Source organism: Bacteroides graminisolvens (assembly GCF_963666085.1).
In the GTDB taxonomy this organism is placed as follows: Bacteria; Bacteroidota; Bacteroidia; order Bacteroidales; family Bacteroidaceae; genus Bacteroides; species Bacteroides graminisolvens.
In genome coordinates, this window is record NZ_OY762556.1 from 1,894,366 (window position 1) to 1,917,460 (window position 23,095).

Here is a 23,095-nt window from a genome sequence, read left to right on the forward strand (position 1 = left end):
ACACTGCTTGGAGCCCTGATTTTAAAATTTTAGTTTTATGAAGAGATATAAGTATTGGTTTTTATTATTGATTCCTTTTTTAATAGTTGCTTGCAGTGGCAGTGATGATCCTGTCATAGAACCACCGGTTGTTCTCAAAGAAGGTTTGAACTATTCTCCAACTGCTCCCGATGCGGATCAGGAGCTGACAATTACTTTTAAAGCAGGTAGTACTTCTGCTTTGTATAATTATGTTGGAGATGTTTATATTCACATAGGCGTAATTGTTGATGGAAGCTGGAAGTATGTTCCTGCCGAATGGACGGAAAATATCTCAAAATGTAAAATGACCAAAACGGCCGACAATGTGTGGAGTGTCAAGCTGTCTCCTACTGTTCGGCAATGGTTTGCCTCGGGTGAAACTTCCATTCAGAAACTGGGAATTGTGATTCGCAACGCCGATGGCAGCAAGAAGGGCTTAACTGATGATGCCTTTGTTTCTGTTACCGATTCAAAATACAAGCCATTTACGCCTGCGGCTATTAAATATGCTACCTTGCCTGCCGGAGTAAAGGAGGGAATTAATATTGTTAATAGTTCTACTGTTACGTTGGTGCTTTACGACAAGGATAAGAGTGGTAATCACAAAGATTATGCGCATGTGGTAGGTGATTTCAATAGCTGGAAGTTGACAAATGATGATAAATCTCAGATGAATCGCGACGACGCTGCCGGCTGTTGGTGGATTACATTAAGCGGCTTGACGGGTACTAAAGAGTATGCTTTTCAATATTATGTAGGAACGGCGGCAGAAGGCGCTACGCGTCTGGCTGATGCCTATAGCAGAAAAATACTTGATCCGGATAATGATTCTTATATATCTTCTACTACTTATAATGAAGACAAGACGTATCCTCAAGGGGCTGAAGGCATTGTTTCCGTGTTTAAAACAGAATCGGATACTTACACGTGGAAGAATACTGCTTTCAAAATGAAAGATAAGGATGATCTGGTGATTTACGAGATGTTGTTGCGTGACTTCACGGCTTCGGGCGACCTCAACGGGGCTAAGGCTAAATTGAGCTACCTCAAATCTTTAGGGGTAAATGCCATTGAGTTGATGCCCGTACAGGAATTCGACGGAAACGATAGTTGGGGCTATAATCCCTGTTTCTTCTTTGCGCTTGATAAAGCGTATGGAACAGACAAGATGTATAAGGAGTTCATTGATGCATGTCACGGAGAAGGTATTGCTGTTATTTTTGATGTGGTTTATAATCATGCCACCGGCTCACATCCGTTTGCTAAACTTTATTGGAACAGTACAACGAATAAAACGTCTGCTCAGAATCCATGGTTTAATGTGGATGCGCCTCACCCTTACAGTGTGTTTCATGACTTCAATCATGAATCTCCTTTGGTTCGTGCTTTTGTAAAACGGAACCTTGAATTCTTGCTAAAAGAGTATAAGATTGATGGTTTCCGCTTTGACCTGACGAAAGGATTTACACAAAAAAGTAGCACAGAGAGTACGGCTTCTGCTTACGATGCTACTCGTATTGCCATTCTTAAAGATTACAACAGTACGGTGAAAACAGCCAATCCTTCGGCCATGATGATATTGGAACATTTCTGTGATAACGCAGAAGAGAAGGAGTTAGCCAATGACGGCATGTATTTGTGGCGCAACATGAACTATGCTTATTGCGAATCGGCTATGGGATGGCCCGATAACTGTGATTTCTCGGGGTTGTATGACACTTCAATGCCTATGGGCTCTTTGGTTGGGTTCATGGAAAGCCACGACGAGGAACGCATGAGTTTTAAACAAATCACTTATGGCAATTATACGTTTAAAACGAGTCTGGCAGATCGCATGAAGCAACTGAAAGTGAATACGGCTTTCTTCCTTACTGTACCCGGCCCGAAAATGATTTGGCAATTTGGTGAATTGGGTTACGATTATTCCATCGAAGAGAACGGACGTACCGGCAAGAAACCTATTAAGTGGGAGTATTATGATGATGCAAGCCGCAAAGCGCTTTATGACACCTATGCCAAACTGATGACTTTGCGCAATGCAAATACTGAATTATTTGATACTTCAGCACTCTTTAGCTGGCAGGTAAAAGGAAATACCAACTGGTTGAACGGTCGCTTCCTGACTCTTGAAGGGGGAGGTAAGAAACTTGTTGTTGCAGGCAACTTTACGGATCAGGCAGGCAGCTATACCGTTACCTTCCCGCATACGGGCACGTGGTATAACTACATGACGGGAGAATCTGTTTCTGTGTCGGCTACTAATCAAACGATAAGCATACCTGCACACGAATTCAAATTGTTTGTAGATTTTCAGTCTAACTAAATTGTATTTGTATTCGTTGAAACGTAATATATCAAGTGGCAACTTTGTGCATACAAGCACAAAGTTGCCACTTTCTTTTTAAGACTATTTATTTCGTTTGCAATGCGCGTGTACGCGTGTTGCCTTAATTGGCTATAGCAAATGTAGCCAATGTTTGGGAACCTTTTCGAAGTTCGAGTTTATTGTCCTTAATTCTGTAATTATCCGTTTCGCTCAACGCTTTCAATACGGCATTTTCTATTTCCATACTTTCCATGCAGTACTTACGGGTTGACGCCAAATCGCCAAACTTGAGACTCTTTTCTTTCAACTCTACAGGTCCCGAGAAATAGTTGCAACCACTGTTGCCACTTGCCTGGTTGTTCTCTATTTTTAGTGTCACAGGGTTTTCTTCGCTCGGTTTAAGTTCCTTTGAAGAGGTGGCCACAGTTATCAATTTCCATTGTGTTGCTGTAATAGAAACGTCTTGTTGTGCTCTTTTTGATGTGGCACATGAACTTAAAATCATGCAAAATGTAAAAATAAGAATCGATACTTTTTTCATTACTTCATTATTTTGATTGGTTATTTATAGTCTAAATGAAGTAAAAGTGCATTGCTTGCTTCGTGAAAGATGTTATTTATATTTGTTTAACGGTCACAAAAAAAGGTATCTGTAATAGATACCTTTTCATGGTTTGTCTCATTAGCGTACAGATACTTCTCTTATTAGAATTTATATCCTATTGTCAATGCAGCGTTGGTGTTTTTTCCTTTCGGATCGCCTAATGCAGAGTCTTTCACATCAATCAGGTTTGTTAATCCCAAATCGCAGTTAAGACCTACGCATAGTTGTCCGAATTCGGCATCAATGCCCAATCCCAATCCCATGTCGAATCGTTTTAGTTTAAAACCTGAAGCTTCCTCAATATCATCGTCGAAGGCATCAATACTAACTCCACCCGATTTATATTTGCCATCTAGTGCGTATGCCAGATAAGGTCCTGCATGGAATACAATTTTGGTGTTGTTGTCAACGGGTAATTTATATCCAAAGTGAATAGGTAGCTTTAGGTAAGAAAGATTAATTTTAAGATCGTCTTCTTTGCTCCCTTCCAGTGAGTAGCTTAATCCGGTTAATAAATAGAAATTGTTTTGTAATGCATAATCCATTGTTACGCCTAAGTTAAAGCCTACTTTGGCATCTCCTTTTAAATCTTGTGTCATATTAGAAAGGTTAAGACCTCCCTTTACTCCAAAAGTTACCGGTTTCTCTTGGGCGCTTAGGTTAACGCAAAGTAGTAATGCAATAGCTGTCAAGCCAGTTTTAATAGTCATTTTCATAATCTTACTTTTAATAATTAGATAATAAAAAGTATCTGTACGTTTTTATGTGATGAGCAAAAGTAAAACTTTTATTCTAACAATCATGCAATTTGCGTCTTTTTTTCTTCTTTCGCCACCAAATTATGAATCCGGTTACAGGGAGTGAAGCAATGATGAGGCTCGCAAGAAATACTATAATTCTACCGGGGAGACCTAAAATGGAACCCGTATGTATGTCATAATTCATTCGGTATAATTTATCACCTGCGCTTGCCTCGGCCAGCTTGATGCCATACGTTCCTCCGGCTTTCAACTCTTTCAATGTATGTTGATCGAAGAAACGAAATTCACGAGCGTAATAACTGTGTTCGTGCGGATTAAAGCATACGGTAAAAGCATCTTGCGGTTTCTGCGGAAAATCAAAACGGAATGTACCGTGGTTGCCTACCGGATATTCTTTGAGCATCTGTTCCCACAGAATGGTTGAAGCATCGGTTCTGCCGCTAACCAACGTTGTGTCCGATTGTGCCGGTTCCCATTTACGAAACTCCTTTCCGCCTGTTATTACTCCGTAGTAACCTTTGGCAAACCAACTGAAGCTCCATGTCAATCCGGTTAAAGCAATTAAGAGTGCCACGAGGGCGGTATAGAACCCTAGTACGTTGTGTAAATCGTAATTGACACGTGAGAAAGGAGCTTTCCACTTTATTTTAAGTCCGGCTTTCAGTGCTTTTTTGTTCATTTTGGCAGGAATCCACAAAGCAATGCCCGATATAAGAACAACCACAAATACCAGAACACTCCAACCAACTATCTGTTTGCCTATGGGGTGGGGGAGCCACAAACTGCGGTGCCCCGCCAACATTACGCGGAAAAAGTCGTTCTTAAATGCCTCTTTGTGCAGTAACTCTCCGTTGTACGGATTAAGATAAAGCACGGTGTAGCCGTTGGGTTGCATGCTGCAAGCCACAGTTGCCGCTTTATCATAAGTGGCATACATTACTCCGAAGATAGCATTGCTGCTATCTGCCGGAGTAACGAATACATATCGCCCCGCTTTTTCTTTCAGTTCCTCGGGAGAAAGGAAGGCTTTGCCGTTCGATTCTACCTTCAGGGAAGGACGCATCATATCTTTTATTTCATCTTGAAATGCATAGATGCAACCGGTTATTGCAACGATGAATATAACGATTCCGGATGGTAAGCCTAACCAAAGGTGAAGCTTTTTGAAGAGATTGCGGGTTGAATATTTTTTCATTGTATCTTGTTTATCAGAAGCTGTAAGACATACTTAATCTGAAATTACGGGGAGCCTCGGACTGCCAGTAATAATAGTTGCCGTAGGGAGAACCGCTGTATAAATAACGATCAAATACGTTATAAATGTTCAATGCCAGATTTAAATTATTTTTTCTCCATCCCAAAGCTGCATCAAAACGGAAGTAATCGGGCAACGATTGGGTGTTATTTATTGTGCTTCCCCAATTCCATGAACTGCGATCCAATTGTGACGTTTGTCCGGCTGAAAGGCTGAATCCATCGAGCATGCCTTGCGTGAACTTGTACTTCAACCAGATGTTGAAATTCTGCTTGGCGTAACCGGGCAGACGAGTGCCTACGGGCTGACTTGCATCGACCGACTTGCTCACTTTGTAATCGGTGTAAGCATAGTTGGCAATAACGCTCAGGTTTTTCACGATTTCTCCCTGTACGTCGATTTCCACCCCTTTTGATTTGGATTGTCCCACCTGAATAAGATAAGATTCCTGAGGCGTGTTTTGAGGATCGCTTGAGGTTTCGTTATCTTTCAAAATCTGGTAAACGGTAAGACTGGTGCTCCAACGGTTGTTAAACCAGTTGCGTTTAATTCCGGCTTCCCAATTGTTACCGGTAATGGGCTTCACCTTTTTGCCGCTTCGCAGCATTCCCATCTGAGGAGAGAACGTTTGATCGTAAAGAGCATAAACCGATGTGTTCTCATCTATTGAGAAGTTTAAGCCTACACGAGGAGAGAAATGTCTCTCTTTGGTTTGGGTGGTTCCGTAAGAACTGTCTTTTACATACGTATATCTGCCGGCTAAAGTCAGAAGAAGACGGTCGTTGAAGAATCCCAGTACATCTTGCAAATAAAGACCCACATAAGATTGGGTTACTTGCGTGTTATTGGCCCTTTCTTTCAGACTCTTTGAACGGTCGAACGAAGGGTAGCCGTAATAGGGACTTCCACCGTTGTACTCGGTGTTGTAAATGTTGTAGGTACCAATGCTGTCGAGGGCAAATGATTTGCTCCAATCGTACCAGGCGTGTTTGTCACCCGCATCAAATCCGGCAAGAACGGTGTGGCTGACTTGTCCGGTCTGCGCCTTTCCATTCAGGTATAGCTGACCGAACTTCATTTCGTTGATCGCATCGCCGATGCTTACGTTTCTGATCATGTCACCGTTGGCCGACAAAGAGCCGGGCCACATGGAACTTCCCTGTCTGTTGTAGTTGAAATACGCCGTTTGTGCCGTCAATTTCCAATCTTTGTTGAATTGGTGCTGAAGGTTCAGTATAAGCGTATGGTCATTGACGGTTGTTGGCTCCAGTCCGGGTTCCAAGATTGAGTAATCTTGTGGGAGCGTGGCGTAGCCGTCGGGCGAGAAGGCGTAATAAGAGCCGATGTTTGACGACTGCATGTATTGGAAGTTGTATTCTGCCGTCAGCTTCGTTTTCGGGTCGAGCTGGTAACTGATCACCGGCGCAATGCTGTATCTTTTGGCAAACTCATGAGCCCGGTGAGAGTTGGTGGTTTGTCCCATCGCATTGAAGCGGTAAAGCAAACGTCCTGTTTGATCCAATTTGCCATCGAGGTCAATCGCTGCCCGGTAGAAGTCGTAGCTACCGTAAGTAAAAGTAGCTTCGCCTTTGGTTTGTCCGGTAGGCTTCTTTGTTACTACGTTATAAATACCACTCGGTTCACCGTTTGACATCATAAAGCCGGCCGGACCCTTAATGAACTCCACACGGTCCACATAACTCATGTCCTCGGTCAACGGTCCCCACGAAGAAGTTACGTTCATGCCTTCGCGGAAAGCGGCTGCACGAGAACCACGCATGTTGATGCGCGTATACGAGTCGCCCCAGTGTTCCAGTTTAGTAACCCCACTCACGTTGCGGGCAATACCGTCGCTCATGCTCACAATTTGTTGGTCGGCCATGATCTGGCTGCCCACCACTTGCACGTTCTGCGGAATTCTTAATAAAGGCTGTCCCAAACGAATGGAGTTCGATATATCGCGCGTGTTGTATTTGCTGGCATTGCCGGTTACAACAATTTCGCCTAATTCTTGTGTAGTAGGTTCCAGAATAACACTATCCATCACAACAACACCGTTGTCGGAAGGAAGTGCCACCTTTAATTCCTTGGTTTTATAGCTGACGGAAGATAATACCAGCGTATAATGTCCGTTGGTTAGTTTACGGAAGTTGAATCTTCCGCGGCTGTCGGTTGTTCCACCTGTGTTTGTACCCTTCAACTGAATGGTCACAAACTCCAGTCGTTCGCCTGATTTGCTGAAAACAACTCCTTTGATTTCTCCTGCAAATGTTGCAAAAAGATTACAGAACACCAATAAGATGCCCAAACTTAATTTTCTCATAAATACCTCTTAGTTTACCTTAAAAATTATTAGGCAAAGTAAAGGCCTCTTGCTAAGTTATGAAATCACTTGCAATAGGTATTCTGTGCGCCATAATACTTATATATGGGGATTTTATTTCATTGAAATGCGCTTTTGAGGCTCGTTGTGCATTGAATAAAGCCTTTTATCGGTTCGTTCGCTGAACCGGTAAAAGGCTTTTGTTTCCTTAAAAGGATAAAATGACGAGTTAATTTTAATTTACGGTAACTTCTTCCGTTATGTTAATCTCTTCGTTATTTAATTCCAGACTGTCCAGGTTGAGCATGTCTATTGAGTCCGTATCGGCTCGATGATAAACACTGCGGCATTGGTACGACCTCTCTATTTTCTGTTTCGGTTGAGGGAATTTTTCCCTGTACCTGCTCATGCCGGGATCTTTGAGTACTTTCTCCATGAAGTAGCCGAATATGGGGAGAGCCGTGCGACTTCCCTGACCCAATTCTCCGGTACGGAAGTGGATGCTTCTGTGCTCGCCGCCTACCCAGGCACCGCCTACCAATTTAGGAGTGACGCCAACAAACCAGGCATCGGAGTGATTGGATGATGTTCCTGTCTTACCGCCAAATTCGGTGTTGGAGTTAAACAAATCAAAAGCCCAGAGAGCCTGAGAAGTTCCCATCGGTTCGGTGAGCCCGGCCTTAAGCATCTCTGTCATGAGGAACGCTGTTTCGTATGGAACGCCTTGCACCGTTTTGGGCGTATGTTTGTAGAGCACATGGCCGTTCCGGTCTTCAATGCGTGTAACCAGTACCGGATCTTGCTCCATACCGTCGTTAATAGCTGTGCCGTACGCATTGACCAGTTCGAGCAGTGACACGTCGGATGCTCCCAAGCTCAGGGCAGGAGTCTCTTCGAGAGGAGTCTTGATTCCCATGGCTTTGGCTACCTCCGCCACACTGTGAATGCCAACTTCTTTGGCAATCTGCACGGCTACCGTATTGATGGAACGGGCAAAAGCTGCTTTCAGTGAGAGCGTATCGCCGGTAAATTCACCGTTTGCATTTCGGGGAATCCACTTCTTCCATTCACCTTTCTCCAATACATCCCAGGCGATATACTGATCCACCCGCTCGTCGCACGGTGCCATTCCTTTATTCATGGCTGCCGCGTAGACAAATAGTTTGAACGTGGAGCCCGGCTGACGCTTTGATAGCACTTTATCGTACTTCCAGGAACTAAAACTAATGTCGCCCACCCAAGCTTTTACGTGTCCGGTTTGCGGCTCCATGGCCACGAAACCGGCGTGCATAAAGCGTTCCATGTAACGAATGGAGTCCATTGTGCTGATTGTTGTGTCGCGAGCACCTTTATCATAGTCGAATACCTTCAGCCGATGAGGCTTGTTGAGGTAATAGTTAATGGAGTCGGGCTGATCGGGGAACTTTAATTCCAATTGTTTATAAGCAGCAGTCCGCTTTGCCAAGTCCTCAATGAAATGAGGGATTTCCTGTCCGGTCCGGTCGCGCCACGGATTCTCGCGTCCCCAGTGGTTATTGAAGTTGCGTTGCACCACACGCATCTGCTTGTCGACTGCCTCCTCGGCATATTTCTGCATACGCGTATCAATGGTGGTGTATATCTTCAATCCGTCGGCATATAAATCAATGTTATTTTCCTGACACCAGCTTTGCAACGATTCGGCCACTGCTTCGCGAAAATACAATCCTTCACCGTCGTAATTGCTTTCCACGTTGAAGTTAAGCTGCATGGGTATTTGCTTGAGCGAGTCAAACTGAGCTTTGGTTATCACACGGTGCGACCACAAATTCTCGAGCACCACGTTGCGCCTCTTCAAGCTGTTTTTCGGATTCAGCTTGGGGTTGTAAGTGGTGGTTGCTTTGAGGAGTCCCACAAGTGTAGCAGCCTGTTCGTAGGTTATGTCTTTGGGTGTGGTGTGGAAATAGGTTTTACAGGCCGTTTTTATGCCGTAAGCATTGCTGCCGAAGTCGACCGTATTGAGATACATCGTCAGAATTTCCTCTTTGCTGTAAAACATTTCAATTTTCACGGCGGTGATCCACTCTTTCGACTTCATGATAATCAGTTTCACTCCGGGGATGAAGCCCAACACTCCGGTAGAATATTGTGATCTTACCTTGAACATGTTTTTTACCAGCTGCTGGGTAATGGTGCTGGCGCCGCGGGCTTTACCGCCGGCCATGTCTTTAACGGCAGAGAAAACACCTTGCAAGTCGACTCCGAAATGCTCGTAAAAGCGCTCGTCTTCGGTAGAAATCAATGTTTTGATTAGTACGGGAGAGATCTCTTCGTATTTTACGGGCGAGCGGTTTTCGCGGAAGAATTTTCCGATGAGCTTGCCATCTTCACTGTAAATCTCAGAAGCAATGGGTTGGTCGGGGTTGTGAATGCTCGACAATCCGGGCGATTTGCCGAATAACCAAAGGAAGTTTACATCGACCATCCCTAAATAGATGATGAACGAGGCGATAAAAGTCAGTATGACTATTAGCGTCTTTTTGTACCAGGGCGACCGTTGGTAGAGATGTTTGTACCAATTCCATCCGGCTTTGCCTTTGCTAGTCAGATAATAGAAAGCGCTTTTCGCGCGTGAAACCCATTTATGGGTATCAAAGTTTCTCATCATGCGGCATATAATAAAACGGCTGCAAATGTACTCCAAATTTCGGAATATTGTCATCGCGAGGACTAAAATTCTGTGGTCGGTACGAATATTAAATGAACTGCGTACGGAAGCTAAGCCCATGTGCCCCATAGACTAACGCATTTGCTGCCGAAGTTTAGTTCGTCACTGCACCCTGTGCCACTCGTCACAGCATGCGAGGCTATACGTCCCCGCATGCAGTGCCATTCGTCCCCGCATGCGGGGACGAACTGTTGATAAAGAAGAAACGACTTAGTTAGCGTGCTGTTTGCCCTTAGGTAACGGTAGTAGTAGCGTTGTTCGGCGTGTTGAAACGGGTGAGTGTTTTTACTCGTGCGGGGTGGGTATCAAACAAAAAAGAGGGAATTCAGTAAGAACTCCCTCTTTTTTATCTGTCTGACTTGACTGATTACTTCTTTTTACGGTCACCGTAGCGGTTCATGAACTTATCAACGCGTCCTGCTGTGTCAACCAATTTAGATTTACCAGTATAGAACGGGTGAGAAGTACTTGAAATTTCAATTTTCACTACCGGATAAGTTTCTCCTTCAAATTCGATAGTTTCCTTTGTATTGCAACTAGATTGAGAAAGGAACATATCGCCATTCGACATATCTTTGAATACAACCGGACGGTATGATTCTGGATGAAGACCTTTTTTCATTTCAGTATCTTTTTTATTAATTATTATTTCGTTTACTATTCGGTAAAATAGTGTAATGGTCATTTTCAGAGCGCAAAGATAACACTTTTTATTTTAGTTCAAAAGTAAGTCTAAAAAAAATAGGATGAAAACACATACTATTACTATTTTTTGAGATATTTGTAGGCTCAATATAATGGCAAACTAAAATATAATACATATTATTCCATGAGAAAGTTATTCTTTTTATTACTGTTTCTGGTGCCCGGCTTAGCACAAAATGCCCACGCACAAAAGAAAGAGACACTTTACAGTGTAGCGTTTTATAATTTAGAGAACTTGTTCGACACCATTCACGATACGGGAAAGGACGATTATGAGTTTCTGCCCGATGGTGATATGAAGTGGACTCCAGAAAAATACCTGGCCAAGCAGAAAAACATGTCGACCGTGCTGAGCATGCTCTCGCGTGAGAAAGTACCTGCCGGCCCGGCATTCATCGGTGTGGCCGAGATTGAAAACCGACGTGTGCTCGAGGACTTGGTGAAACAACCGGCTTTGGCTGCCGATAACTATCAGATTGTGCATTATGAAGGTCCCGACAAGCGGGGTATTGACTGTGCACTACTTTATAACCCAAAGCAATTTGAAGTGATATCCAGCAAATTGGCTCCTTATGTGTACGTTGACGATACGGTACACAAAACACGTGGTTTCCTCATTGTAAACGGAAAACTGGCAGGAGATAATGTTTGTGTCATTGTAAACCACTGGCCTTCGCGCGGAGCTGACTCACCGGCTCGTGTGCGCGCTGCTGAACAGGTAAAGGCGCTGAAGGACTCTTTGCTGGCCGGCAATAAGAATTTGAAATTGATTGTGATGGGCGATATGAATGATGACCCCATGGACGAAAGCATGGCAGTCACTTTGGGAGCCAAGAAGTTTGCCAATGAAGTGAAGGAGGGCGAATTCTTTAATCCGTGGTGGTCTACGCTCGAAGACAAAGGCGTTGGTACCTTGCTTTATCGCGGAAAATGGAATCTGTTCGACCAGATTGTCGTTTCTTCTTCTTTGCTTACAGCCACAAAAGGTTTGAAGTATGATCACAACGAAGTTTTTCTGCGCGATTTTCTGATTCAACAAGATGGCAAATACAAAGGATCACCCCTGCGCACGCACGGCGGAAAAACATGGTTAAACGGTTACAGCGACCATTTGCCCACCATCATTTATCTGAAAAAATAAATTAATATAATAATGTCTAAATAGGCCGGAGTGACTAAACAGTGTCTCCGGCCTGTTTGTTTATATACCGTACGCCGGGTAATAATGAAGCAACAGAGAAGGCGGATTGTAATATGGAGATTACAAATCATTCAATACAATGCGGCAAACCCTATAATTTTGCTGTTTATGACCGTTCATAGCAGACATTTGTTAGAAGTAAGCTCTGTTTTTAGAACTAAAATTGTTACTTTTGCGTAGTTTTTTTAATTCACTAACAATAAAAAAATAAAAAACATGATTAATTACAAAGATTTAGGCCTTGTAAACACCAGAGAGATGTTTGCCAAAGCTATTAAAGGCGGATATGCAATTCCTGCTTATAACTTTAATAATCTGGAGCAATTGCAGGCTATCATTCAGGCAGCTGCAGAAACAAAATCTCCTGTTATCCTTCAGGTTTCTAAAGGTGCACGTGCTTATGCAAACCAAACTTTGCTTCGTTTCATGGCCGAAGGTGCCGTTGAATATGCAAAAGAATTGGGCTGTGCAAAACCTGAGATTGTGTTGCATCTTGACCACGGTGACTCTTTCGAAACATGTAAATCATGTATCGACATGGGCTTCTCTTCTGTAATGATTGATGGTTCTCATCTTCCTTATGATGAAAATGTTGCTCTTACAAAGAAAGTCGTAGAATACGCTCATCAGTTCGATGTAACTGTTGAAGGCGAATTAGGTGTATTGGCTGGTGTTGAAGACGAAGTTTCTGCAGACCACCACACATATACAAAACCTGAAGAAGTAGTTGACTTTGTTACTAAAACCGGTTGCGACAGCTTGGCTATCTCTATCGGTACTTCTCACGGTGCTAACAAATTTACTCCCGATCAGTGTACTCGTGACGCTAACGGCCGTTTGGTTCCTCCTCCTTTGGCATTCGATGTTTTGGATGGTGTTATGCAGGAACTTCCCGGATTCCCTATCGTTCTTCACGGATCGTCTTCTGTTCCTGAAGAAGAAGTGGAAACGATCAACAAGTATGGTGGCGCATTGAAAGATGCAATCGGTATTCCTGAAGAGGAATTGCGTAAAGCTGCTGCTTCTGCTGTTTGCAAAATCAACATCGACTCTGACAGCCGCTTGGCAATGACTGCTGCTGTTCGTAAGGTGTTTGCTGAAAAACCTGCTGAATTCGACCCACGTAAATACTTGGGACCGGCTCGTGATAACATGAAGAAGCTTTATGTTCACAAAATTGTGAGCGTACTTGGTTCTGCTGGTAAATTGGCAGAATAATCTTCCGATACCCGTAAACACTTTTAGATAATAAAAATCCCGATGGTCGTATGATCACCGGGATTTTTTTATATTCTCTCTGCCAGGTTTGCTTTATAATTCAATAATGAGGGAGCCTCTTGCTTCCAGGGTCAGCTTATCGGCAAGCTGCACTGTCTGGTTGCTGATAATCTCTTTGCCCTGAGTTTTTCCCTGAAGTATTTCCGTGTAAAAGTGCAGGGGTAGGTTTATTTCTTTGTTGGTACCGTTGAGCAATACCATCACCGTTTTGCCTTTATACATGCGGGCAAATACATATACGCCTTGTTGAGGCATGAACTGCACCATATCACCTTTGGCAATTACGTCGTTGCCTTTGCGCCATTGCAACAAGGTGCGGTAGAAGTTGAAGCATTCGTTTTGAATCTGGCTTCGGCCTGCGGAAGTAAAGGCATTTTCCTTATCATCCATCCATCCGCCGAGGAAGTCTTTGCGAACGTAACCGTCACTCTTGTCTTTCACACCGTTCATCATAACTTCCGTGCCGTAATAGAGCTGGGGAATGCGACGGGCAGTGAGCAGAAGCGCCACGGCTTGCTTGAGGGTTTGCAGGTCTTGTCCTTCTCCCAGGTAACGGTTGGTGTCATGATTCTCATAGAAAGCAAGTACCATAGCCGGGTTAGGATACAAGAAATCGTATACAAAACTATTGTAAATGCGGTTTAAACCGGTAGAGTAGGGGTCGGTCTCTTCATGCTTCATCGTATTTACTTTTTCGAAGAAGCTGAAGTCCATAACGGTCTTGAGGTTGCTGTTGCGCGGAGCGGATAACTTGGAATCTTTTTGCCACCAGGCTGTGTAGGCCGGCTCGGTAACCCATGTTTCGCCTACTACGTTATAATTGGGATATTCATCGTTCAGCTCTTTCATCCAATTACTCATGGCATCGTAGTCGGCATACGGATAAGTGTCCATACGGATGGCATCAATCCCGGCGTACTCAATCCACCAGAAACTGTTTTGCACTAAGTAACGATACACGTGCGGATTCTTTTGATTGAGATCGGGCATGGCCGTTACAAACCAGCCGTCGTTCATCTGATTGAAATCATATTTGGAGGTATAGGGATCAACGTGCGGAGTCAGTTTGAACGATGTTTGAACAAAGTTTGTTTTATGGTCGGGATTGTTAAACCAATCTTTTGAAGGCATGTCTTTGATCCATAGATGTTCCACACCGCAATGGTTGAATATCATGTCCATTACCATTTTGATGCCTTTGTCATGCGCTTTGGCTATCAGACTTTTGTATTCTTCGTTTGTTCCGAAACGTGGGTCTACTTTATAATAATCAGTAGTGGCATAGCCGTGGTAAGAACCGCCGGTCATGTTATTTTCCAGCACAGGCGTAAACCATAAGGCTGTGATACCCAAATCGCTGAAGTAATCGAGGTGTTTTTCCACTCCGGCTAAGTCGCCTCCGTGACGGGCGTTCGGGTCTTTGCGGTCAACCGTGTAAGGTGCCATTCCTTTTATCTGATCGTTATCGGGATTGCCGTTAGCAAAGCGGTCGGGCATCAGCAGGTACAAGGCATCCGAGGCGTCGAACCCTTTGCGTTCGCAGGGTTTCTTCTCGCGTTCTTTGAGTTCATACGTTTGGATGATCTTCTTTTTACCTTGCGTAAAAGTCAGATTCACCTTGCCGGGTTTGGCTTCCTTACTTACGTGGAGGTAAACAAGCAGGTAGTTGGGGCTTTCCAGTTTAACCACGCTGCTAAGCGATACACCCGGATAACTGACTGTTACGTTGGCATTGCCAATACCTTCTCCGTAAACCATTAGCTGGAGTTCAGGGTTTTGCATACCGGTAAACCAGCACGGCGGGTCAATTTTGTTCACATTCATAGCTGCATAAGTACTAATGGATAGTATCAGAGAGCTCAATAAGAATAATAATCTTTTCATGATATTAGTAATTCTGTTATTAACACCTCTAAGATAGCATTTAATATTCAGATAGCTATTGCACTCAGTCTGTGTGAACACTTATATATTTATGCAAACGTTTTCATTTCTTGTTTTAATTCACGGCTTTGTACTCTTTGTTGTTTATAATCACCTTTGAAGGCACTCCTTCTCTGAAAAACTGTTCTTTCCGGATGGCGTCCAAACGACGTTCGGCTACGTTATACAGAGAGGCACTGATTGTTCCTTCCGGATCTTCTTCTTTGGTCTGTTTTTCAGGACGGGTGGCCATAAACATTTCCAAATATTTTTTGGCTCTGCTCATATCTTCCAATGCGTCTTGGTAGATGCGGCCAACAGTAAATAAAAGCTGGTGGTTGTTTTTATCGTATTTGTACTGTTCCAGTAGCGCTTGTATTTGTTCTTTGGGTTTTTGTGCCAGGTTATAACAGTCGGCCAGCCCTTGATATAGATTGGTATACGTTTCGTCACTTGGTGTGGTAAGGCGTATCGCCTTGTTCATGTAGTCGATGCCTTCTTTTTTCCAAGATGTTTTGGCGCAGGCTCTTGCCAGGTAATAGAGTAGGTTGATGTTGTTGGGATCATTCTTGATTGCGGCCTCGAGGTAATCATGTGCTTCGTAAAATTTTTCATCGGCATAATAACAAATTCCCAGGTAATGGCAAGTTAAGGTGCTGGAGTCGCCTTGAGCAACGAGCTTTTCGTATTGATTAATGGCTTCTTTGTATTGCTTGTTCAGACAGTATGCTTGGGCATTCAGGCGGTTAATAACGATCTGCGAACTGTCTGTTTCTTTATATTTTTCAGTGCAGATGATTGCATTTACATAGTCTTCACACTTAATGTATAAACTGGCTAACCGGGCTGTAGCGATGTAATCGGTCGAATCGTTTTTGAGTATATGGTTATAACAGTTCATGGCAGAATCGTTTTCGTTCAACGCTTCATGGCATTGAGCCAGTTGCTTCAGACTGATGTTTGAGCTGTCATTCTTGAGATAGGTTTGACAAGCCTCTTTGGCTCGTTTAAACTGTTCCATGCCGCACAGCAAACTGATGTATTGCAAAGAGGCGTAACGATTCTCCGGATTATCTTCCAGTATTTGTTTATAGAGATTCGATGCTTCGTTGAATTTGCCCGACAAGCGGTAGCACTCGGCTAATTCGGTAAGCAGGCGTACGTTTTTGGAATCTTTCTGCAGTAGTTGTGTATAAAGAGGGATGGCCTCTGTGTATCTGTTCAACCCTTTGAGAACCAGTGCTTTTTGTGATGTCAACTTTGTCGTTGCATTTTTCTCTGAATCAATGAGCTGCAATGCTTTTGAATAATCATAATTACTGATGGCTTCTTCTATGGAAGAGTGGTTCTGTGCACTGATGCTCAGGCAAGCGCAGAGGAATGTTGCAATAAGTGTTTTTCTCATAAGGGTGTTTTTTGTAGTTTATGGTTGCAAGGTAGAAATAAAATGAAACAAGCACGATGTCTTATAATGCGATTTATTGTAAAATTTGTTTTTTTAACTTTGTGAGACATTCGGTTGTGTTATAATAAAAAGCGCCTTCCCACAATAAATGGAAAAGCGCTTTTTTATGTACGGATAAAATTGTCTGTTTCTTCAGATGCCTTCTATCTTAATTTAAATAAGGAAGCCCAAAAGTACACCGGCTGCAACGGCAGAACCGATAACTCCTGCTACGTTCGGTCCCATGGCATGCATCAACAAATAATTGGTTGGGTCATATTCCAAACCAACGTTTTGAGAGATACGTGCCGACATAGGTACGGCGGATACTCCGGCATTACCGATAAGCGGGTTGATCTTCTTACTTTGAGGTAAAATCAAGTTGAACAACTTAACAAATGTCACTCCGGAAGCTGTGGCAATAATAAATGCCATGAATCCAAGGAAGAAGATGTAAAGTGTGCTCGAAGTAAGGAATTCACTTGCTTGTGTGGAAGCACCTACTGTTAGTCCTAATAACATAGTGATAGAATCAATCAGCGGTCCGCTGGCTGTATCAGCCAAACGACGTGTTACACCACTTTCTTTCAGTAAGTTACCAAAGAATAACATACCTAACAAGGGTAATCCCGATGGTACAAGGAAACAGGTTAGCAACAAACCGATAATAGGGAACATTACTTTCTCTGTGTGTGATACCTGACGAGCCGGTTTCATGCGGATCAACCTCTCTTTTTTAGTTGTAAGCAAACGCATAACAGGAGGTTGTATTACCGGAACAAGTGCCATGTATGAATAGGCAGATACGGCAATAGCACCCATTAAATTTGGCGACAATTTGGATGAAAGGAAGATTGCTGTAGGGCCATCTGCTCCACCGATGATTGCAATACCGGCTGCTTGATTAGGCTCAAATCCTAAAGCAAGAGCAACCATGTAGGCGCCAAAAATACCAAATTGAGCTGCGGCTCCAACAAGCATTAATTTAGGATTGGAGATTAATGCTGAAAAGTCAGTCATAGCTCCGATACCCAAAAAGACAAGTGGAGGATACCATCCTGTTCTTACTCCCTGATAAAGGATATTCAAGACAGAACCTTCTTCATACAAGCCAACTTCCAATCCCGCATCTATTTTAAAAGGAATATTACCGATCAGAATACCAAAACCGATAGGTATGAGAAGCATAGGCTCAAAATCTTTCTTGATTGCAAGAAAGAGGAAGAACAATCCTACCAAGATCATAATGAAGTGCTCGTAACCCGCATTAGCGAATCCCGTATAACTCCAGAAGTCGGCAAAGTTGTTCGATATAAATGACATAAACTCTCCCATAAGACTATTCGATTATGATAAGGTCTGTTCCTTCAAGTACAGAATCACCTTTGTTAACTTTAACTGCAGATACTACACCGTCTTTATCGGCATTGATATTGTTTTCCATCTTCATCGCTTCGAGAATAGCAATAAGTTGTCCTTTCTTAACCGTATCGCCTTCTTTAACTTTAATATCAAGAATAACGCCTGGTAGTGGAGACTTGATGCCGCTTTTAGTTGAAGTGGCTGCCGGACGGGCAACTACAGGTGCGCCGGTTGAAGTTTTAGGAGCAGATGCCGGACGAGTAACAGGTTTGGGAGCTGTCTTAACCGGTTTGTCCATCTCAACTGTATAAGGAGTACCGTTAACCTCAACGCGGGCAATGTTCTCTTCGATATCATTCACCGTCACATTATAGAGGTTACCATTGATTTTATATTTATATTGTTTCATATTCGTTTTTCTTTAGGGTTTTAATTTAATTTTTGGGTGTCTGACGCAAAGTGTAAATCTTAGAACTCCATGGAGAGTAGTTGCGTTTTACTCTATTGATAGTCAAGATGGTATCTTCAATATCATGAACGTTGTCTTGATATTCATGGAGTGCTAAAGATATGGCAGCAAATATTTCACCCGATTCTGCACCGATAGCCTTTTCTTTGGCTTCTTTCTTATCGGTGATACCGCGTGTCTTCATTGCATTTCTTTTAGCCAGTTTAACACTGATTGCGCCAATCAGACGGAATGAAACGTATAACAAAACAAGTCCGCCAAATACAATAGACATAGCAATGATAGCCATGGCAATACCTGCACTGTCGTGCTTACGGAAGCCATCTATCTTTTCTTGCTTGTCTTGCGTTTGATTATTGGTATTTGGGGTTACGTAACTATTAGCATCTCCACCTTTAAGAATCCAGTGGTGACTTCCGTCTGCTTTTCTTGCGTATGAGAAGTTGGCAGGAATATTGGCCGGCACTGTAACAGAGTCGATCAATGTTTTGCCGTTAGCATCATACAACGCAATCCAGTTTGAAGCAACAGAATCTAAAGCAAAATTTAAATGAAAAGTACCTCTGTTAGGTCTGTTGTCTGCCCAAAATAACAAATGTTGTCTGGGAGCAATTTCCGTCAGTACGTCACTCTTGGGGATAGTATACATCATACCAACCCTCTCCTCAATACTTAAGTTTGGATTAAGAACTCGCTTATCATTTGTAAGGTAGCAGCTTCTGATATCAACACTGGCAAAAGAAGAGTTGAAAATTTCAATCCACGCATTGCGCTGACCGTAGTCATCTTGGAAATTTTCAGTGTTCTTTATCAGTACTTCGTTGATTTTCAGACTTTTTGCTCCTTGTCCGTAAGAGTTGAAGCAAACTGCTGCCAATAAAACGATAAGTATTCCTGTTTTTATTTTATTCATAACTTACTTCATTATATGATGTTACAATGGAATATTACCGTGCTTTTTGGCAGGATTGGTCAATTTCTTGGTTTGTAATTGCTGTAAAGCTCTAATAATACGGAAGCGGGTATTTCTTGGTTCGATAACATCGTCAATATAGCCATATCTGGCAGCATTGTAGGGGTTAGCAAACAGTTTGGTGTACTCAGCTTCTTTTTCAGCAACAAAAGCTGCAGGGTCTGCGGCTTCTTTAGCTTCTTTAGCATACAACACTTCTACAGCACCGGCACCTCCCATTACTGCGATTTCAGCAGTTGGCCATGCATAGTTCATGTCGCCGCGAAGTTGCTTACAACTCATAACGATGTGAGAACCACCGTATGATTTACGCAAGGTCACAGTTACTTTAGGCACTGTTGCTTCACCATAAGCATAAAGCAGTTTGGCTCCGTGAAGAATGACACCGTTGTATTCTTGTCCGGTACCCGGAAGGAATCCAGGAACGTCAACCAATGTAACCAAAGGAATGTTGAATGCATCGCAGAAACGAACGAAACGAGCAGCTTTACGAGATGCATTGCTGTCGAGCACACCTGCCAGGAATTTAGGCTGGTTAGCTACTACACCTACTGATTGTCCGTTGAAGCGGGCAAAACCAATAATGATGTTTTTAGCATAATCTTTTTGAACTTCGAGGAATTCACCGTTGTCAACGATGGCACCTATCACTTCATACATATCGTATGGTTTGTTGGGGCTATCAGGAATGATTTCATTCAATGAGTCTTCCAAGCGATCAATAGGGTCGGTGCAGTTTACGATGGGAGCTTCTTCCAAATTATTTTGAGGGATAAAGCTCAATAGTTTACGGATGATGGATAATCCTTCCTCACCATTGGCAGCAGTAAAGTGCGTAACTCCCGATTTGTTTGCATGTACGCTGGCACCGCCAAGGTCTTCTTGTGATACATCTTCGCCGGTAACTGTCTTCACCACTTTAGGACCTGTTAGGAACATGTAAGAAGTTCCTTCTGTCATAAGTGTAAAGTCTGTTAATGCCGGAGAGTATACAGCACCGCCGGCACAAGGTCCGAAGATTCCTGATATTTGAGGAATAACTCCCGAAGCCATGATGTTACGTTGGAATATTTCTGCATATCCGGCTAATGCGTTGATACCTTCTTGAATACGAGCACCACCCGAGTCGTTGATTCCGATACAAGGTGCACCCATCTTCATGGCCATATCCATTACCTTGCATATTTTTTGTGCCATTGTTTCTGACAATGAACCACCAAATACGGTGAAGTCTTGTGCAAAAACGTATACTAATCTTCCTTCTATGGTTCCGTAGCCGGTTACTACTCCGTCACCTAGGAAATGTTTCTTTTCTTGTCCGAAGTTGGTACATCTGTGTTCAACAAACATATCCATTTCTTCAAAACTTCCTTCGTCAAGCAATTGGGCTATACGCTCACGAGCAGTATATTTTCCTTTTGCATGTTGTTTTTCAATAGCTTTCTCTCCACCACCTAAGCGGGCTTGAGCGCGAAGCTCAATAAGCTCCTTTACTTTTTCAAGCTGGTTACTCATGAATTTTATGTTTAAGCGTTAATATTTTGTTAATTCGATCAATGTTCGCAAAGTTCAGTAAGTACGCCACGCGTTGATTTCGGATGAAGGAAAGCGATGCTCAATCCTTCTGCTCCTTTACGAGGTGATTTGTCAATCAAACGGATTTCTTTGCTTTCTGCTTCCGCCAAAGCATTTGCAATTCCATCTTCAACAGCGTATGCTATGTGATGAATTCCTTCCCCTTTGTTTTCGATGAACTTAGCGATAGTGCTTTCAGGAGATGTTGGTTCCAGCAATTCAATCTTTGTTTCGCCAACTTTTAAAAAGGCCGTTCTAACTTTCTGATCTTCTACGGTTTCAATGTTATAACATTTAAAACCTAATACATTTTCGTAGTAAGGAAGAGCTTCTTCAATGCTTTTTACAGCAATGCCCAAATGCTCGATGTGTGAAATCTTCATAACTATAATTTTTTGATATTGAATTTAAATGTGTTTCGTTTGGATAAAAACTGCACAAAGAAACGGAATAATTGCATAATAAAGAAATATTTCTTCATTTTAGTGAGAAGTTTTAAGGGTTGGGAGCGAAGTTTTAAAAATAGTTATTTTTACTTTGAGGGCTAAACGTATATCTTGCACAAAACCTTATTCAGCCATTTCCACCTGACACGGAACCAGCGGCGACTACTACTCTGCTTACCGCCGAATTGGAGCACAAAATCGCGATATCCGTGCTTTCGGAAAGGCAAGCCTACATCCATAAACTCTAAGTGCCGGTATTTATTTTCATGTGCGTATTGCATCGCAGCCCATACGGATAAAACACCCGGATAAAGTGACGCGTAAGTTTTACGCATCCCACCCGAAAACCACAGATAGGCTGTATCTTCCGAGAAAATGAGAACGGATCCTCCAATGATTTTGTCTTTGTATCTTACAACGAATATTTTCCCGATCTTTGCAGACAATAAAGTGCTGTCTATATGCTCGAAAAACTCAAATCCCGGGAAGTATCGGCGAATGCGGGCGGAGTAGATGCGATGCATGACTTTGGTGAAAGCCTGAATTTCTGCTTTATTTTGTGCTTCGTATACTTCTGCGCCGTTCTTTAATCCTTTTTTTATTTGCCGGATTCGTGAGGCTGTGAAGCGTTCATCGACAGATTTTACGCTATGCAGGGAGTTATGCACCCGTAGCCAATTGACAGGAAAGTAATGATTGCTCCGAAAATGTTTATACCCGAAAAGAGAATTATTCAGATTCCTGAATTCAATAATAGAGGCTTCGCGAAATATTTCTTTAGTGAAGTGACTAAGCATTTCGCCAAAAAGTGTTTCTTTATCAATGGTATCATCCAAATATTCGCCTGTACCGTATACGTCACAGCGATTTAGAATTGAAAAAGGAATCAGACTGGTGTTTTTTCGAATGACAACTAATATTTTAGCTAAAGTTTTTTGTTCTTCAGTAGCTACTATATATATAGGTGTATAAGAAGGAGTTGCTTCGTATAAAAGAAACAGCTCTTTGGAGTGAAAGAAGTTATTCCCTGGCAAATGGGGAATATCACTACCTTTATAATATGTAGTAAGTTTTAATGCCATGTGGGGGCAAATATACATTTTTTAATAGAAACAAGGCTACGATTGTACTGATCATTTTTTTGTATCTTTGTACCCGTGTTATCAAATAAAGGATTTATTCATGGAAAATTTTAGTGAATTGATAAAGTCTCGTCGCAGTATGCGCAAGTTTACCGAAGAAGAATTGTCTCAGGAAGAAGTAGTGGTTTTGTTGAAGGCTGCTTTGATGTCTCCATCATCCAAAAGAAGCAATCCATGGCAATTTATTGTCATAGACGATAAGAACGTGTTGAAAGAATTGTCTCATTGCAAAGAACACGGGGCATCTTTTTTGGGTGACGCTGCTTTGGCCATAGTAGTTACGGCCGATCCTTTGGCAAGTGATGTATGGATTGAAGATGCTTCGATTGCTTCGTTGATGATTCAGCTCCAGGCAGAAGATATGGGCTTGGGCAGTTGTTGGATACAGATTCGCGAGCGATACACCGCTACAGGGATGCCTTCCGATGAATTTGTTCGTGCCGTGTTAGACATCCCTTTGCAGTTGCAGGTGTTATCAATTGTTGCAGTGGGTCATAAAGGGATGGAACGTAAACCTTTTGATGAAGAACATCTGCAGTGGGAGAAAATTCACATCAATAAGTTTGGCGGTCAGTAATCA

General features: G+C 42.7%; 18 protein-coding genes. 4 read left to right on the forward strand and 14 right to left on the reverse strand.

The features are described 5' to 3' along the window. Positions 1-37: 37 nt before the first annotated feature. Complete coding sequence (locus ACKPCE_RS07795; RefSeq protein WP_319504745.1) at positions 38-2,344, forward strand: alpha-amylase family glycosyl hydrolase; 2,307 nt, start codon at positions 38-40, stop codon at positions 2,342-2,344. Between the two features lie 124 nt (positions 2,345-2,468). Here the strand turns inward: ACKPCE_RS07795 and ACKPCE_RS07800 are convergent, their stop codons facing one another. From ACKPCE_RS07800 to ACKPCE_RS07825, 6 genes are all read right to left on the reverse strand, one after another. Continuing rightward, complete coding sequence (locus ACKPCE_RS07800) at positions 2,469-2,888, reverse strand: META domain-containing protein (protein ID WP_319504746.1); 420 nt, start codon at positions 2,886-2,888, stop codon at positions 2,469-2,471. 164 nt (positions 2,889-3,052) lie between these two features. Beyond that, positions 3,053-3,667 (reverse strand): porin family protein, encoded by a 615-nt coding sequence (locus tag ACKPCE_RS07805; protein WP_319504747.1) that lies wholly within the window; start codon positions 3,665-3,667, stop codon positions 3,053-3,055. Between the two features lie 76 nt (positions 3,668-3,743). Then, entirely contained in the window at positions 3,744-4,907 is a 1,164-nt protein-coding gene (locus ACKPCE_RS07810; RefSeq protein WP_319504748.1) for a PepSY-associated TM helix domain-containing protein, read from the reverse strand. A 13-nt stretch (positions 4,908-4,920) separates the two neighbouring features. Next, positions 4,921-7,290: a TonB-dependent siderophore receptor gene (locus ACKPCE_RS07815; RefSeq protein ID WP_319504749.1), complete on the reverse strand. Its 2,370-nt coding sequence runs from the start codon at positions 7,288-7,290 to the stop codon at positions 4,921-4,923. 235 nt (positions 7,291-7,525) lie between these two features. Continuing rightward, positions 7,526-9,934 (reverse strand): transglycosylase domain-containing protein, encoded by a 2,409-nt coding sequence (locus ACKPCE_RS07820; RefSeq protein ID WP_319505939.1) that lies wholly within the window; start codon positions 9,932-9,934, stop codon positions 7,526-7,528. 430 nt (positions 9,935-10,364) lie between these two features. Then, the gene (locus ACKPCE_RS07825; RefSeq protein WP_319504750.1) at positions 10,365-10,619 is read right to left on the reverse strand and encodes a type B 50S ribosomal protein L31; all 255 of its coding nucleotides are present in this window, start codon (positions 10,617-10,619) and stop codon (positions 10,365-10,367) included. A gap of 207 nt (positions 10,620-10,826) precedes the next feature. Here ACKPCE_RS07825 and ACKPCE_RS07830 point away from each other — a divergent pair, with 207 nt between their 5' ends. Further along, on the forward strand, positions 10,827-11,843 hold the full coding sequence (locus ACKPCE_RS07830) for an endonuclease/exonuclease/phosphatase family protein (RefSeq protein ID WP_024997537.1): 1,017 nt from the start codon (positions 10,827-10,829) through the stop codon (positions 11,841-11,843). 276 nt (positions 11,844-12,119) lie between these two features. Then, positions 12,120-13,121 (forward strand): class II fructose-bisphosphate aldolase, encoded by a 1,002-nt coding sequence (locus ACKPCE_RS07835; RefSeq protein WP_319504751.1) that lies wholly within the window; start codon positions 12,120-12,122, stop codon positions 13,119-13,121. A 93-nt stretch (positions 13,122-13,214) separates the two neighbouring features. Here the strand turns inward: ACKPCE_RS07835 and ACKPCE_RS07840 are convergent, their stop codons facing one another. The 8 genes from ACKPCE_RS07840 to ACKPCE_RS07875 form a co-directional block, all read right to left on the reverse strand. Then, a complete protein-coding gene (locus ACKPCE_RS07840; protein ID WP_319504752.1) occupies positions 13,215-15,065 on the reverse strand; it encodes a glycoside hydrolase family 13 protein in 1,851 nt (616 codons plus the stop codon). A 115-nt stretch (positions 15,066-15,180) separates the two neighbouring features. Beyond that, a complete protein-coding gene (locus tag ACKPCE_RS07845) occupies positions 15,181-16,509 on the reverse strand; it encodes a tetratricopeptide repeat protein (protein ID WP_319504753.1) in 1,329 nt (442 codons plus the stop codon). Between the two features lie 213 nt (positions 16,510-16,722). After that, positions 16,723-17,883 carry a sodium ion-translocating decarboxylase subunit beta gene (locus tag ACKPCE_RS07850; RefSeq protein ID WP_277639084.1) on the reverse strand — a complete coding sequence of 387 codons (1,161 nt, stop codon included), beginning with the start codon at positions 17,881-17,883 and terminating at the stop codon, positions 16,723-16,725. A gap of 4 nt (positions 17,884-17,887) precedes the next feature. Then, positions 17,888-18,319 carry an acetyl-CoA carboxylase biotin carboxyl carrier protein gene (locus ACKPCE_RS07855; protein WP_308765055.1) on the reverse strand — a complete coding sequence of 144 codons (432 nt, stop codon included), beginning with the start codon at positions 18,317-18,319 and terminating at the stop codon, positions 17,888-17,890. Between the two features lie 25 nt (positions 18,320-18,344). Continuing rightward, the gene (locus ACKPCE_RS07860) at positions 18,345-19,292 is read right to left on the reverse strand and encodes an OadG family transporter subunit (RefSeq protein ID WP_319504754.1); all 948 of its coding nucleotides are present in this window, start codon (positions 19,290-19,292) and stop codon (positions 18,345-18,347) included. Positions 19,293-19,313: 21 nt separating this feature from the next. Continuing rightward, entirely contained in the window at positions 19,314-20,867 is a 1,554-nt protein-coding gene (locus ACKPCE_RS07865) for an acyl-CoA carboxylase subunit beta (protein ID WP_319504755.1), read from the reverse strand. 38 nt (positions 20,868-20,905) lie between these two features. Further along, on the reverse strand, positions 20,906-21,310 hold the full coding sequence (mce, locus tag ACKPCE_RS07870) for a methylmalonyl-CoA epimerase (protein WP_319504756.1): 405 nt from the start codon (positions 21,308-21,310) through the stop codon (positions 20,906-20,908). A 161-nt stretch (positions 21,311-21,471) separates the two neighbouring features. Further along, entirely contained in the window at positions 21,472-22,455 is a 984-nt protein-coding gene (locus tag ACKPCE_RS07875; RefSeq protein WP_319504757.1) for a GNAT family N-acetyltransferase, read from the reverse strand. A 100-nt stretch (positions 22,456-22,555) separates the two neighbouring features. Here ACKPCE_RS07875 and ACKPCE_RS07880 point away from each other — a divergent pair, with 100 nt between their 5' ends. Continuing rightward, a complete protein-coding gene (locus tag ACKPCE_RS07880) occupies positions 22,556-23,092 on the forward strand; it encodes a nitroreductase family protein (protein WP_276962990.1) in 537 nt (178 codons plus the stop codon). The last annotated feature ends 3 nt before the right edge of the window (positions 23,093-23,095 follow it).